This window comes from Yinghuangia seranimata (genome assembly GCF_029953285.1).
Lineage (GTDB): Bacteria > Actinomycetota > Actinomycetes > Streptomycetales > Streptomycetaceae > Yinghuangia > Yinghuangia seranimata.
The window spans coordinates 61,756-76,549 of record NZ_JASAOI010000029.1; the positions used below are offsets into that span (position 1 = coordinate 61,756).

9 protein-coding genes are annotated in these 14,794 nt (G+C 70.9%); 4 read left to right on the forward strand and 5 right to left on the reverse strand.

Annotated features, from left to right (window positions below):
- Nucleotides 1–12: 12 nt before the first annotated feature.
- Nucleotides 13–1,176 (reverse strand): family 2 encapsulin nanocompartment cargo protein terpene cyclase, encoded by a 1,164-nt coding sequence (locus QI554_RS19515; RefSeq protein WP_425528013.1) that lies wholly within the window; start codon nt 1,174–1,176, stop codon nt 13–15.
- 39 nt (nt 1,177–1,215) lie between these two features.
- The gene (locus QI554_RS19520) at nt 1,216–2,625 is read right to left on the reverse strand and encodes a family 2B encapsulin nanocompartment shell protein (RefSeq protein ID WP_281471387.1); all 1,410 of its coding nucleotides are present in this window, start codon (nt 2,623–2,625) and stop codon (nt 1,216–1,218) included.
- Between the two features lie 264 nt (nt 2,626–2,889).
- Between QI554_RS19520 and QI554_RS19525 the strand changes: the two genes are divergently transcribed.
- Nucleotides 2,890–4,182, forward strand: a complete 1,293-nt coding sequence (locus tag QI554_RS19525; RefSeq protein WP_281471389.1) for an NADH dehydrogenase (quinone) subunit D — start codon at nt 2,890–2,892, stop codon at nt 4,180–4,182.
- A 3-nt stretch (nt 4,183–4,185) separates the two neighbouring features.
- Here the strand turns inward: QI554_RS19525 and QI554_RS19530 are convergent, their stop codons facing one another.
- Entirely contained in the window at nt 4,186–4,515 is a 330-nt protein-coding gene (locus QI554_RS19530; protein ID WP_281471390.1) for a hypothetical protein, read from the reverse strand.
- Nucleotides 4,516–4,867: 352 nt separating this feature from the next.
- Here QI554_RS19530 and QI554_RS19535 point away from each other — a divergent pair, with 352 nt between their 5' ends.
- The 3 genes from QI554_RS19535 to QI554_RS19545 all read left to right on the forward strand — a co-directional run bounded on the left by QI554_RS19535 (nt 4,868) and on the right by QI554_RS19545 (nt 9,953).
- Entirely contained in the window at nt 4,868–5,608 is a 741-nt protein-coding gene (locus QI554_RS19535) for an ABC transporter ATP-binding protein (RefSeq protein ID WP_281471590.1), read from the forward strand.
- A complete protein-coding gene (locus QI554_RS19540) occupies nt 5,602–8,052 on the forward strand; it encodes an ABC transporter permease (RefSeq protein WP_281471391.1) in 2,451 nt (816 codons plus the stop codon). The genes QI554_RS19535 and QI554_RS19540 overlap by 7 nt, the downstream gene beginning before the upstream one ends.
- Nucleotides 8,053–8,291: 239 nt before the next feature.
- Nucleotides 8,292–9,953: a serine/threonine protein kinase gene (locus QI554_RS19545; protein WP_281471392.1), complete on the forward strand. Its 1,662-nt coding sequence runs from the start codon at nt 8,292–8,294 to the stop codon at nt 9,951–9,953.
- A 28-nt stretch (nt 9,954–9,981) separates the two neighbouring features.
- On the opposite strand, the gene QI554_RS19550 is transcribed toward QI554_RS19545, so the two are convergent.
- Together QI554_RS19550 and QI554_RS19555 are read right to left on the reverse strand one after the other, a co-directional pair.
- A complete protein-coding gene (locus QI554_RS19550; RefSeq protein WP_281471393.1) occupies nt 9,982–12,405 on the reverse strand; it encodes a protein kinase domain-containing protein in 2,424 nt (807 codons plus the stop codon).
- Between the two features lie 37 nt (nt 12,406–12,442).
- Nucleotides 12,443–14,773, reverse strand: a complete 2,331-nt coding sequence (locus tag QI554_RS19555; protein ID WP_281471394.1) for a protein kinase domain-containing protein — start codon at nt 14,771–14,773, stop codon at nt 12,443–12,445.
- Nucleotides 14,774–14,794: the final 21 nt, after the last annotated feature.

Sequence of the window (14,794 nt, forward strand, 5' to 3'; positions counted from 1 at the left end):
ATGAGTCCGTCCTTACCAGAAGTCGGGCAGGCTGTAGCGGTACGTGTTGGTCTGGTGCCAGTGGTGGTTGCCGTCGACCCACACGGCGACGCCGCGCAGGAAGCGCAGCACGCGGGGGTCGGGGCAGGACGCCGCCAGTTCGGCCGCGGCGGCCTCGAACTCGTGCATGAGTTCGTTGTGGACCTCGACCGCCTTGAGGTAGCCCTCCTTCGGGGAGAGCTTCTCCTGTTCGGCGATCACCACCGGAAGGTTCAGGTGCAGGCCGGGGCTGTCGAGCTCCTTGGTGTACGAGTACAGGTCGTTCGCGACGGTGGTGGCGTTGCCGGCCAGCGCGATCGCCCGTTGCACGGCCGGCAAGGAGTGCAGGTCCGCCGGGAGTTCGTACCCGCCGACGGTGTCGGTGATGGTGGGGCACGGGCGGAAGTTGTTGAACTGGCGCATCGCCAGGTACTCCGCCACCTGCGGGACGTACTCCGTCTCGGCCCAGGCGGCTTCGGCGAGGTAGCCCATGTGCAGGCGCGCCATGTTGTGCTGGAACCGGTCGGCCTGGGACGGGGTCGCCGCCCGGGCGAAGTACTCCATCGCGGAGCGGTAGGAGCGCCGCGGGGCGTCCGCCAGGAGCGACTGCGCCCAGGCCGGTTCGTACTCCTTGGTCGTGTGGACCGGGTCGAGCGCGGTGTGCGCCAGCAGGAGCCTTCCGCCCAGGCCGACGGGCGAGCCGCCGTGGTCCTCGCAGTAGCAGTCGTCGACCACGTTCTCGGCGACCATCAACCGCGCGGCGATCATCAGGTGGTCGACGGTGGGGGCGTCCGGGTGGCAGGCGACCATGTAGCGGCCGACGGAGAAGCCGTCGAACTGGTCCTCCCACTCCGGCGGGTAGGCCTGGACCTCGTCCACCGCCCACCGCTTGATCCGGCGGCCGACTTCCTCCACCCGTTCCGGATCGGGCTCCGGGACGGGGTGGTGGTAGAGGCCGGGGATCGGGCTGCCGGGCGCCGGGCGCCCCGAGGTCTGTTCCGTCGTCGCGACCGTCGTGGTTTCGGCCGTCGGGGGTTGCTCGCGGGGGGCGAAGCGGAGGCTCGTCGTGCCCAGACCGCTGGGGCCCTGCCGAAGCCGCTCCATGAGGGCGGACACGGTCGGCGGCAGGCCGCCGGGACCGGGGTCGGGATCGGACATCCGTGGCTCCTTGGAGAGTTGGGTGGGTCCGCGGGCCCGCTAGTCGACCTCGCGCCCGATCTGGACGTTCTCCAACACCCCGAGCGCGTCGGGCACCAGGATCGCCGCGGAGTAGTAGGTCGTGACCAGGTAGGACATGACCGCCTGCGTGTTGATGCCCATGAACCGGACCGACAGGCCGGGCTCGTACTCCTCCGGCAGGCCGGTCTGGTGCAGGCCGATGACCCCCTGCTTGTCCTCGCCGGTACGCATGGCGAGGATCGAGGTGGTGTTCTCCCTGGTGATCGGGATCTTGCTGCAGGGCAGGACCGGGACGCCGCGCCAGGCAGGGACCGACTGCCCGCCGAGGTCCACGTGGTCCGGGTACAGCCCCCGGTCGTTGAGCTCGCGCCCGAACGCCGCGATGGCTCGGGGATGGGCGAAGAAGAACCTGGTCCCGCGTCGGCGGCAGAGCAGGTCGTCCATGGCGTCCGGTGTCGGACGGCCGTCGTGGGACTGGATGCGCTGCTTGAAGGCGGCGTTGTGGAGAAGACCGAACTCCCGGTTGTTGACCAGCTCGTACTCCTGGCGCTCGCGCAACGCCTCGATGGTCAGCCTGAGTTGTTCCTCGGTCTGGTCATGCGGCCCGTTGTAGAGGTCCGCGACCCTGGTGTGGATCCGCAGAACGGCCTGCGCGAGGGAGAGCTCGTACTCGCGCGGGTTGAGCTCGTAGTCCACGAACGTGCCGGGCAGCTCGGGCTCGCCGGAGTGGCCGGCCGACATCGTGATCTCGGCCTCGCCGTGCTTGTTCTGGCTCCGGAGGGACAGGGAGCCGAACTGCCGCAGGTGCTCCCGCAGGTCCGGCGCCGTCGCCAGTACGGCGTCGAAGTCCGCGCGGGAGAGCGTGAGCAGGGTGCCCGCGGTCTCCGCGGTGGCGGTGTAGTCCCACCGCGTGTCGGCGTCCAACAGGGCCGCCTCACCGAACCGGTCGCCGTCCGCGAGCACGGACACGACGGTCTCGTCGCCGTACTTGCCCGCAGCGGTCTGCCTGACACGGCCGTGCGCGATCAGGTGAATCCCCTCGGCCGCGTGCCCGTGCTCGACCAGCACCTCACCGGCCCGGAAGTCGCGCTGCACGCACCGGTCGGCGATCGCGTTCAGCACCGGTTCGTTCTCGAAGCCCCGCAGCAGCGCGAGTTCGCCGAGCTCGCGCGGGATCACCCGAACCCGGGGCCCGTCCTGCACGAACTCGATCCGCCCGTCACCGACGGTGTAACTCAGCCGGCGGTTCACACGGTAGGTACCGCCCTTCGCCTCCACCCAGGGCAGCATCCGCAGCAGCCAGCGGGAGGTGATCTCCTGCATCTGCGGGGCGGACTTGGTGGTGGAGGCCAGATTGCGTGCGGCCGCCGTGGCCAGGCTGGACTGCTGCGGCGCCTGCTGCGCCTCGGTCCCGGTGTCAACGGTCATCGGGTCAGACTCTCCTTCGCAATGGCGGTGACCGCCCTGTCCGCGCGCGCCACCAGATAAACAAAGAGGACTGAATTTCCGGGAAATATTCCAACCGCGTGGTTCTTTCGAGCCACGAGAAACGCTAACCGCCTGCGGACCCGCTCGTCCCGGGTGAATATCCGAAATAGCTCAATGGAGTGGCTGTGGTTTGCGCCCGCCGAATTGGGGCGTCTATGTTCCGCGGCTCCTGGGTAGAGGGACAAGTGAGGCTGGTTTCGAGTCATGACCACGCGTGAGGTCTTCGTCGAGCCGGGGCAGGATCTCGCTGCCGCGGTGGCGGAGCTCGGCGAGGCGCCGGACGAGCGGATCGTGGTCAACCTGGGGCCTCAGCATCCGTCCACACACGGCGTACTGCGGCTGATCCTGGAGCTGGACGGCGAGCGCGTCGTCGAGGCCCGGCTCGGGATCGGGTACCTGCACACCGGGATCGAGAAGAACTGCGAGTTCCGGACGTGGACGCAGGGCGTCACGTTCGTGACGCGGGCGGACTATCTGATGCCGGTGTTCAACGAAGTCGTGTACTGCCTGGGCGTGGAAAAGCTGCTCGGGATCACGGACCGGATCCCCGAGCGCGCCCGGGTTGTCCGCGTGATGCTGATGGAGCTGAACCGGATCTCGTCGCACCTGGTCGCCATCGCCACCGGCGGTATGGAGTTGGGTGCCCTGACCGTGATGACGTTCGGTTTCCGGGACCGCGAACTCATCCTCGACGTCTTCGAGGCGATCACCGGGCTGCGCATGAACCACGGCTTCGTCAGGCCCGGCGGGATCGCGCAGGACCTGCCGCCCGATACCGGGTCCGCGGTGCGCGAACTGCTCCGGGTGCTGCCGGAGCGCATTCACGAGTACGAGCAACTGCTGGACGGCAACGCCATCTTCAAGTCACGCACGATCGGGATCGGCTATCTGGACCTGGCCGGCTGTATGGCGCTCGGGGTCACCGGCCCGATGCTGCGCGCGACCGGGCTGCCGCACGATCTGCGCAAGACGCAGCCGTACAGCGGCTACGAGGACTACGAGTTCGACGTGCCGGTGCGCAACGGGTGCGACGCGTACGACCGTTACCGCGTGCGTGTCGCGGAGATGCGGGAGTCGCTGCGGATCGTGGAGCAGTGCCTGGACCGGCTGGCGCCCGGTCCGGTGATGGTCGACGACAAGAAGATCGCCTGGCCCGCGCAACTGGCCTTGGGGCCCGACGGGTTGGGGAACTCGGCCGAGCACATTCAGACGATCATGGGGACGTCCATGGAGGCGCTGATCCACCACTTCAAGCTGGTCACGGAGGGCTTCGCGGTGCCGGTGGGGCAGACGTACACGGCGGTCGAGTCACCGCGCGGCGAGTTGGGCTGCCACCTGGTGTCGGACGGCGGAACGCGCCCGTACCGGGTCCACCTGCGCGACCCGTCCTTCGCGAACCTGCAGGCGGTGGCGGCCATGGTCGAGGGCGGCCTGGTCGCCGACGTGATCGCGGCGCTGGCCAGTACGGACCCGGTGTTGGGTGGCGTGGACCGCTGAGCCTCAGGGTTGCGTGCAGATGACGAAGGCACTGACCTTGACCGGATCGGTGGGGTGGGTGTTCCTGCCGCTCCAGTACCAGGTCGTGCCGATGGCGAAGGAACGGGACACCGTGAAGTAGACCGAGGTGCTGTAGCCACCACCCCCGGTGGGGACTTCACCGTCGGGGCACTGCGCGACAACGGTCTTCTCCTGGCCCGCGCTCGCGTATTCCTCCTGGCCGTTGACCTGGTGGAACGGAGCGGCGACGGCCGTCGTGCCGCCCACGACGACGGCGAGGCTCGCGACGAAGGCCGCGAAAAGGGCGCGGCGAACCGGAGACCACAGCTTCATGGGACATCCTTCTGGTGCTTCGGGGACCCGACCAGACTGCCCAACCACCGCGGGGAACACGGGCCGCAAACGCGGCACGCCTCCGGACGTCACCCGAATCAGTGACCTTGCTACGGCTTTTGCGCCACCGTCGGCGCCCACCCGGGCGCCGATGAGTATCAGGGGTTCCTCAGGGTCGAATCAGGGATCTTCCCTGAGGTGCGGGCACCCCACGCGGCCCTAGCGTCGGTGCGGCAGGCGACCGATGCCTCGAACGATGTCCTGATGGAAAGGCGCGCACGTGTTCCGGAACAGGGTGCTACCGGGCCGGGCTTCGAGCCCGGCCTTCGTCGACGCGGAGAGGGCGGGCAACCTGGTCCGCCTGGCCGGTGTGCACAAGCTCTACGGTCGCGGTGACAACCGGGTGCGGGCGCTTGACGGGGTGGATGTCGGGTTCGAGGCGGGGAAGTTCACCGCGATCATGGGGCCTTCGGGTTCGGGCAAGTCGACGCTCCTGCAGTGTGCGGCGGGTCTGGACCGGATCGACGCGGGTCAGGTCCTGCTGGACGGGGCGCCTCTGCACGAGCTCTCGGAGCGTGCGCTGACGGAGTTGCGTCGCGAGCACATGGGGTTCGTCTTCCAGTCCTTCAACCTGATACCCGCGCTGACGGCCCGGCAGAACGTGGAGCTGCCTTTGCGGTTGGCCGAGCGGGAGATCGATGCGGCGGCGATCGACCGGGGCCTGGCACAGGTGGGGCTGGCCGAGCGCGGCGGGCACCGGCCGGGCGAGCTGTCGGGTGGCCAGCAGCAGCGGGTCGCGATCGCGCGTGCGCTGGTGGCCAGGCCGAAGGTCGTCTTCGCGGACGAGCCGACCGGCGCGCTGGACTCGAGGACCGCCCGGGAGGTCCTGGCGCTGCTGCGCGGGGTCGTCGAGGAGCACGGGCAGACGGTCGTCATGGTCACCCACGACCCGGTCGCCGCCTCGTACTCGCAGCGGGTGGTCTTCCTCGCCGACGGCAAGGTGACCGGCGAGCTGTTCGAGCCGACGGCCGAGACCGTCGCGCTGCGCATGGCCGCATTGGAGCCCGGCGAGAGCGGGGCGAACCCGTGCTGAAGATCGCCGTAGCCACCCTGCGTCATCGTCTGGCGGGCTTCGTGGGCGCCTTCATCGCCCTCGCGCTCGGCACGACGATGATCGGAATGATGACGCTGACCCTGGCGGCCACCTTCGGCACGCCGCACCCGGGTCCGCAGCGGTTCAAGGAAGCCCACACGGTCGTCGCGCCGCAGGGCTTCGAGTCGGAGCCGATGAAAGCCCCCGCGGTCCTGCCCGCCGACGTCGTGGCCAGGGTCGGCGCGGCGGGCGGGACCACGCCCGACCGCAGCTTCCCCGTGCGGCTGAACACCGGCCCGGGCACGACCGGGCACCCCTGGTCCTCGGCCGCGTTCGCCGGCTACCGCCTGGCGGCCGGACGCGCCCCTCGGGCCGGGGACGAGATCGTCCTCGCCGGCGACCCGTCCCTGATCGGGCGTCGGACCGAGGCCGCCACCCCGGACGGCACCGGCGCGTACAAGGTCGTCGGAGTCACCGACGCGCTGTGGTTCGAGGACCCGGTCTTCTTCAGCGACACCGAGGCCCAGCGCCTGTCGCCCGGCGTCAACGCCCTCGTCACCGACGGGAACGCGGAACAGGTGTCCGCCCTCGTGGCCGGGCAGGCCGCCGTCCTGGCCGGCGACGACCTGACCGGCCTGGACCCGGACACCAGCGGCGGCGCGGAGGCCCTGGCCAACGCCCAGGCCATGGCCGGCACCACCACCGGACTCGCGGTGTGCGTCGCCGTGTTCGTCGTCATCGCCACCTTCGCCTTCGCCACCGAACAACGCCGCCGCGAACTCGCCCTGATGCGCCTGGTCGGCGCGTCCCCCCGACAGGTGCGCCGCATGGTCCTCGGCGAAGCCCTGCTGATCGGCGTGGCCGCCGCGATCACCGGCTGCGTCCTCGCCCCGTTGTGCACCATGCCGCTGCACTCGTGGATGCTCGACCACGACGTCGCCCCGTCCTGGTTCACCATCCCCTTCAACCCCCTGCCCCTGCTGATCGCCTTCGTCATCGGCGTGGCCTCCGCTCTGGCCGGCTCCGCCGCCACCCTCGTGCGCGTCTCCCTCGTCAAGCCGATCGAGGTCCTGCGCGAGGACGCGGTCGAGCGCCGCGTCATGACCCCGGTCCGCCGGCTCCTCGGCACCGCCATGCTGATCGGCGCCGTCGTCACCGGCGTCGTCATCAGCCGAACCGAGCCCTACCTCGCGGCCAACGCCCGCAAGTACCAGATGGTCCCGGTCCTGTACGTCGGCGCGGTCGCCCTCCTCGCACCGATCCTGCTGCGGCCGGTCACCCGGCTGCTGACGGCCCCGCTCCGCGGCTCGGCCAAGGCCGGCCCGCTCCTGGTACGCGAGAACATCCTCACCTCCCGCCGCCGCACCGCCGCGACCGTCGTCCCCATCGTGGTGGCGGTCGGCTTGGCCGCGACCCTGCTGACGATGCAGAAGACCGGCGACGCCGTGCAACTGGCCCGCCGGCAGCAGGAGATCCACGCCGCCGACGTCGTCCTGCCCGCCGGCACCGGCGTCGACGCCCGGACCGTGGACAAGCTCACCGCGGTCCCCGGGATCCGCGTCACGCCCACCACCTCGATGAACATACGCATCGGCACCAGCGAGGACGACCAGATCGACTCGGTGAGCGCCAACGCCGTGCCCGCAAGCGCCCTCGGCACCACGGTCACCCCACCCGTCGTCTCGGGCTCGCTCACCAACCTGCCGGACGACTTCCTCGTCATCGACGAACACGCCGCCCGGTCCGACAACCTGGCCGTCGGCGACCACGTGGTCACCCTCCTGCCGAACGGCACGCGCGTGACCTGCGTCATCGCCGCCGTCATCGCCCGCGGCCTGGACGGCGACGACACCTACCTTTCCGCATCGCTCACCGGAGCGATGACGCCCACCCGCGTCTACCTCGACTCGCGGACCGGAACCGGCCGACCTCTCGACGAACAACAAACAGCCGCGGTCAACCAGGCCCTCGCAGGCACCGGCGCACACCTCGTCACGTACGACACCTACCTCGACACCCAACGCGCCCACGCCGCGGAACAGAGCAGCAACGCGGCCGTCGTCATCCTCGGCATCGCCGTGACCTACGCCCTGATCGCCGTCGCCAACACCCTGGCCATGGCCGTGGCCGGACGACGCCGCGAATTCGCCCTCCTCGGCCTCGTCGGCACCGCACGCGCCCAGATCGTCAAGATCGCCGTGGCCGAGTCGGCCGTCGCGGTCGTCGTCGGCACCCTCCTCGCCGCCGTCGCGACCGCACTCGCCGCACTGACCCAGCACATCGCCCTCGACAAGCTCATCGCCGACGCACCAACGGTGATCCCCTGGACCCGGATCAGCGAGACCGTCGCACTCTGCGCCCTCGTCACGCTGGCCACCGCGGCACACGCCACCGCACGGGCAACCCGCCAACGGGCCGTCGAAGCCGCAGGCATCCGCGAATAGGACGCGGTCGGGGGTGAGCCATGTTCGACGCGGAGGCGCAGCCGGCCATGCTCGCGACGTTGACCAGCACGCGGTTGCCTGCGGCAGGCAGCGGCTCGACGAAGGCGCGTGGCGCGGTCCCCAGCGGGAAAATTCCTTCCGCCGGAGAGCCGATGGCACGGGGTACGGTGTCGTCCGGCACGCCTGACGGACTCGGTGCCTCCCGCTTCTTCGGACATGTCATCAGGGGATCGAAACAAGTGCATACGGTGCTTAACGCGCGCTACCGCCTGGTCGGGAGACTCGGCGGTGGTGCGATGGGCGATGTGTGGCTCGGCGAGGACACCGTTCTCGAACGCCGGGTCGCGGTGAAACTGCTCAAGCCCCACCTGCTCGACAACGCCGCCTTCGCGGTGCGATTCCGCAGGGAAGCACGCATGATGGCCAAACTGAGCCATCCCGGGATCGTGTCGATCCACGACTTCGGAAACGCGGAGTTCGCGGGCGCGCCGATCTCGTACCTGGTGATGGAACTCGTCGACGGCGAGCCGTTGAGCGACGTCCTGCGGCGCAGGCGCACGCTGTCGGCCGACGAGACGCTGCGGATCGCGCGCCAGGTGCTGGAAGCGCTTGCGGTCGCGCACCGCGCGGGCATCATCCACCGCGACATCAAGCCGTCGAATCTGATGGTGCGCCAAGACCGCGTGCTGGTGGCAGACTTCGGCCTTGCTCTGCCGCAGGACGATCCGCGGCTCACCGAGTCGGGTGTGCTCATGGGCACCGCGCTGTACCAGGCGCCGGAGGTCGCGAGCAGCGGGGCGACCACCCCGTCGGTGGACCTGTACGCGGTGGGCGTCGTCATGTACGAATGCCTGACCGGTGAGGTGCCGTTCACCGGCACCACCTCGTTCGACGTGATCCTCAGGCACATCACCGAGCCGGCCCCCGCCCTGCCCAACGACATCCCCGCCCCGGTACGCGCGCTGGTGGCGCGTGCGTTGACCAAGGAGCCCGAGGAGCGGTGGGCGGACGCGGACGCGATGGCCGAGGACGTCCGCGCGGTCCTGGAAGCGCTCGACGCGCCTGACGACGTGGCCGCCCCGGCAGCCGTGCCTGCCGCGGCGGAGGCGGCAGACACGGTGCCGATGTCCGGCCGGAGGCGTGCGGGCGGGCGGCGCCCGCGGAAGACGCGCAGGCGTGTCCTACTGGCGATAGCCGCGGCGGTGGTCGTGATGGCTGCGACCATCGCCGTGATCGTTTCGGACGGCAGCTCCGCGGACTCGTCCCACAAGTCCGCGAACGACGGCACCGCGCAGGGGCATCCGCCTGTGCCCTCGACCGCCCTGACTCCGGCCGCGCCGGGTCCGAGCGCTTCACCGACGCCGACCCCGTCCCCGTCGGCGAAGGGCACGACCACCACGTCCGCGCCGGCGACCCGGTCCGCGGCGGCCTCGCCGACCGCGAGCAGCGGCTCGGCGACGCCGGCTCCGGTCAGCGCGGCCGCGAACCAACTCGCCCCCGGCACCTACCACTTCACGACGACCAACGGCGCCACGCTGGACAACTCGTTCGGGCGCAACAAGGACGGCAACGACGTCATCACGTGGTCGCCGAACTCCAGTGACGCGCAGCTGTGGCAGATGGTGCGCCCGGACGGCACCGACCGGCCCGGCTATCTGCTGGCCAGCGTCCCCACCGGCGGCCAGCGCTGGCTGGACGTGGACGGGCCGTCCCAGACCGTGCAGGTGTGGGGAGGAGCCTGGAGGCCGGATCAGCTGTGGACGTTCGTTCCGGTCGCCGGCGGCTACCAGATCGTCAACGCGGCGACCAGCAGTTGCCTGACCGACAGCGGGCGCGCGTCGCGCACGGTCGTCCGCCAGTGCGCGCCGGGAGACGCTTCCCAGGTGTGGTCGGCACGGTGACGGGCAGTCCCCTCGGCTCGTGAGGTGATCAGGCTCCCGAGGCGTCGATGGCGGTGATGGTCTTGTCCTTGTTGACGAACACCATGCCCCCGCCGGCCGTCCAGTATCTGCCGAGTGGGTCCGTGCCTCCCCCGGTGGCGTAGTGCCACCGGGTCGTTCCGGTCGCGATGTCGATCGCCCACAGGACCTGGGAGCGGTCCAGGACGTAGACGTTGCCGAAGTCGCTCTGGATCAGCACCGTGGGGTTCAGCTTCCCGGATGTCGCCACCTTCCAGCGGACGCTGCCGTCTCGGGCGTCGAGGCAGACGAGGTCGGTCATGGTGGTCACGAAGACCACGCTGCCGTCCGCGCTCGGGAAGCAGCTCATGAACATCGGGAACACCGCGCCGTCGGTGAAGGCCCACGCCTCCTCACCCGATTCCGGGTCCACCGCGTACACCTTGTCGGCGGCGTAGACGAAGCGGCCGCCTGCCCAGCAGATCGGATCGGTGAACACCATCTGCTGGAAGTTGGCGGTCCGGACCTGCTTCAACCAGCCGGGTGCGCCCTTGTTCGCCGCGTCGATCAACTTCAGTACGCCGCCGGTGGCACCGGACTTGCCCCCCATCAGCACCTTGGTACCGGTCGTCGGCACACAGACGAACCCCACATCGTCGCCGTCGATCTCCCAGGCCGTGCTCCGGGACGGGACGTCCACCGCCCAGAGGAACCCGGAACCCGTCGCCCCTCCGGACGGGAGCGCAGAGCCGGTCACCAGCATGGTGTTCCCGACGACTCCGAGCAGGGCGGTGACGTGGCCCGCGGTGCCGGGCAGCGGTACGGTCCACTGCTGCTTTCCCGTGAGCGGGTCGACGGCGATCAGGCTGCCGCCCATGTACTGGCCGCCCTGCATGACGTAGATGGATGTCGCGTCACTGCTCGTGGCGGCGGCGAAGAGTTGGTATCTGCTACTGGTCGCAAGCGTCCACCACGGCTTCCCCGTGATGTCGAACGTCTGACGACCACTCGCTGCGGCGGTAATGAGCAGGCCGTGCTCGAACGACGTAGAGGAGACCGTGTCGAGCGTGGTCGCCTTCCACTTGACGGCGGCCTCGGGCCCGTCCAGACGGCCCTTGGCGCCGCCGGGGGCCGGCAACGACGCGTCGCGGGTCGGCGGCGGTGGCGGTGGCGCGGCTGCGGCCGCCTCGCCGGAGGCGGAGGGCGTCGCACCCCCGGGGACCCCGCTTGCCGGCTGGGTCGCGGAGGCCGTCCGCCCGCTACCGGAACCACCACCGCTGGTCAGGGCGACCGCCGCCGCCCCTCCGCCCGCGATCAGTGCGCCGCCCGCGGCGAGCCCGAGGAGCAACTTCCGGCGGTTGATGCCGCTGGGGGGCGGGTCCTCGAGGGGCGGCGCGACCGACGGGCGCTCAGGAACGTTCGTGGGCGTGGTCGGGAACGCGGGTGCAGGTGCAGTTGGGAGCGTGGTCGGGAACGCGGGCGCGGGCGCAGTCGGGAGCGCGGTCGGAACCACCGACGCAGTGGGTGCCTCCTGCGGCGTCGGCCCAGGCGGCAGGGCGTCTCCGGCGGACTGCGCGCCGGTCATGACCGCGTCCGCCGCCATGATGTCGGCGGTCAGCCCGGGCGGCAGCCAGCTGCCGCCGGCGGTGTGCGTCCCGCTCCCGTCGATGAAGTCGATGAGCGCGCGTGGCGTCGGCCTACGCTCGGGCTGCTTGCCCAGGCAGGCCGCCACGGTGTCGCGGATGGAGGCGGGCACCGCGGCGAGGTCCGGCTGTTCCTGGACGACGCGTCGCAGCACCTCCGGGACGCTCCCGCGTCCGAACACCGGTTGTCCCGAGGCCGCGAACGCGACCGTCGCGCCGAGCGCGAACACGTCGCTCGCGGACGTCGCCGGCCGGTGGATGGCCTGTTCGGGCGACAGATAGCCGGGCGTGCCCACGACGGCGCCGGCCGGTGTGATGGTGGCGGCGTCCAGCGCGCGGGCGATTCCGAAGTCGACGACGTGCGGGCCGTCCAGCGCCAGGATGACGTTCCCCGGCTTGAGGTCGCGGTGGACGACGCCGGCGGAGTGGATGTTCTCCAACGCCTCGGCGATGCCCGCCAGCAGCATGCGCAGCGTGGTCTCGGGCAGCGGGCCGTGCCGGCGGACGGCCTCGTGCAGCGTCAGGCCGGCCACGAAGCGGGTGGCCATCCACGGCGGTTCGCCGTCCACGTCGGCGTCCACGACCGGCGCCGTGAACGCGCTGGACACCCTCCGCGCCGCCGTGACCTCGGCACGGAATCTTCCGCGGAACCCGCCGTCGGACGCCAGGTCGGGCCTGACCACCTTGACCGCCACCGTGCGCCCCGCGGCCGAACGGCCCAGGTAGACCTTGCCCATGCCGCCGGACCCGAGCACGCCCAACAGCCAGTACGAGCCCACCCGGGTGGGGTCAGCGGGGTCGAGTGGTTCCATCGAGGTCTCCAGACGTGGGTGTTCGCTCGTCGGCGGGTCAGGCGTGTGCGGCGTCGATCGCGCGCACCGCGAGATCGTCGACGATCCACACCTTGCCGCCGCCGTAGGCACGCTTGGTCGTCTTCAGGGCGGGGTTGTGGTGCTTCCAGCGCGCATTGCCCGTCGCGGTGTCGATGGCCCACAGGTTGGACTGATCATCCGTCAGATACAAGTTCCCGTCGGCGAGTTCGGGCACAATGCCGAAATCCCACTGGGAGACTCCCGCGAACTTGCCGGTCTTCAGCGCGGAACGCCACTTCGCCTTCCCGGAAGCCGCGTCGACGGCGTGCAGTTCGGATCCGCGGACGACGAACACCGTGCGCCCGTCCGGGCTCGCCACGGGCCAGCCGAAGGACGCGGTGGCGGTCCCGCTCTCGTACACCCAGACCTGGTTTCCGCTCCCGGGGTCCAGGGCGACGAGGCGGGTGCCGGTGCAGACGATCCTGCCGCCGGCGTAGCAGGCGCCGCCCCTGGGCCCCAGACCGACGATGGTCGCCGCACCGGGCAGCTGACGCGTCCAGCCGCGTGCGCCGTTCGCGGCGTCCACCGACTGGATCTCGCCGTCGGGGCCCGAGACCTTCGCGAGGAGCACCCGGGAACCGGTCGGCGGCACCAGCACCAGCGAACCTAGGCCCTCCTCGTGCAACGTCCACGCCTTTTTGCGCTCTGCCGTGTCAACGGCCCAGACGAACGTCCCCGTGCTGTTGAGTGTGCTCGTGTCCGAGACGACACCGTTGACGAAGACCTCACCGCCGAGGGCGCCGCCCGCGTACGAGGCGTACCACTTGGGTTCGGGAACGGCAAGCGACCAGGCGATGTTCCCCGCAGCCAGGTCCACCGCCACGAGGCTGTTGAGCGCTTGGAGGCTGGCCTGCCCGACCATGGCGCACAGGTACAGCGTCGTGCCGACAACCGTGGTGGGGACCGGCAGCACGGAGTCCATCGTCTGGATCGGCAGCGGCCCCCACACCGGCTTGCCGCTCCTGTCGAGCCCCGAGACCGACGTGCCGCGCAGCAGCACCAGCACATTCGCGCCGAACGCGACATTCGCCGCCTGGGTGTCGAGCGTCGTCACCGACACCGGTTCGACGGCCGGCGCGTCGAGAGCCGTCGTGCCGACGCCGTCCGACCCGCCTCCGTTCGCGAGCAGTGCCGCCGCGGTTCCGATGCCGGCGACGGCGACGGTGCCGCCGGCTGCGAACAGCAGGCGTCTGCGGGTGAGTCCGCGGGTCTCGCGCTTCGGCTCGATCGGGCCGGCTGGGGCGATCCGGAAGACCGGCTCGCGGTCGTCCGGCGGCGGCGTGTCCGCCCGGGTGGGGAAGACCGCGACGGGCACCGTCGCGGCGGCGAAGCGCGGGTCGGGCGTGCCCGGGTCCCGGTCGCCGCCGGCCGGGTCCACGGGCGGCGACGGAAGCGCCAGGAGTGCCGTGCGCGCCGCGGAGACGTCGGCGGTCAGCTGGTCCGGCAGCCAGCTGCCCATGCCGACCGGCGCCGATCCCTCCTCGATGAACGCGACGACCTGGTCCGGGGTCGGGCGCCGTTCGGGGTCCTTCGCGAAGCACGCCTCGAACAGGTCGCGCAGCGCGGGCGGGACAGGGCCGTAGTCCGGCTCGTTGGTGATGACGCTGTACATCAGCGCCTGCCACGGCCCCGTCCCGAACGCGGCGGCGCCGGTGGCCGCGAAGTACGCGGTCGAGGCGAGGGAGAAGACGTCGCTCGCGGGCGTGAGCGGCTTCGCCTGGGCCTGTTCGGGCGACATGTAGCCGGGTGAGCCGACCACGGCGCCGGTCGCCGTGGGCGCCGCGGCGGTGGCGGTGTAGGCCGTGCCGTCGACGGCCTTGGTGATGCCGAAGTCGATGACGTGCGGCCCGTCCAGCGCGAGCAGAACGTTGGACGGCTTGAGGTCGCGGTGGATCAGCCCCGCGTCGTGCACGGTCCGCAACGCCTCGGCCATCCCGGCGAGGAGCATGCGGACGGACGCCTCGGGCAGCGGCCCGTGCCGCAGGACCGCGTCGTTGAGCGGTATGCCCGCGACGTACGTCGTCGCCATCCACGGGACGGGCGCCGTGGGTTCGGCGTCCACGACGGCCGCGGTGAAGGCCCCGGAGACCTTGCGGGCCGCCTTGACCTCCTGGCCGAACCGGACCCGGAAGACCGGGTCGTCGGCGAGTTCGGGCCGGATCACCTTGATCGCGACGGTCCGACCGCCGCCCGACCTGCCGAGATAGACCTTCCCCATGCCGCCGGAGCCGAGTCTGCCGAACACGGAGTACGGCCCGACTCGGCGCGGATCGGATGCGTCGAGCGCGTCCACGTCTCCCCCGTCCATCGCGATGTCGCCTGAATAATG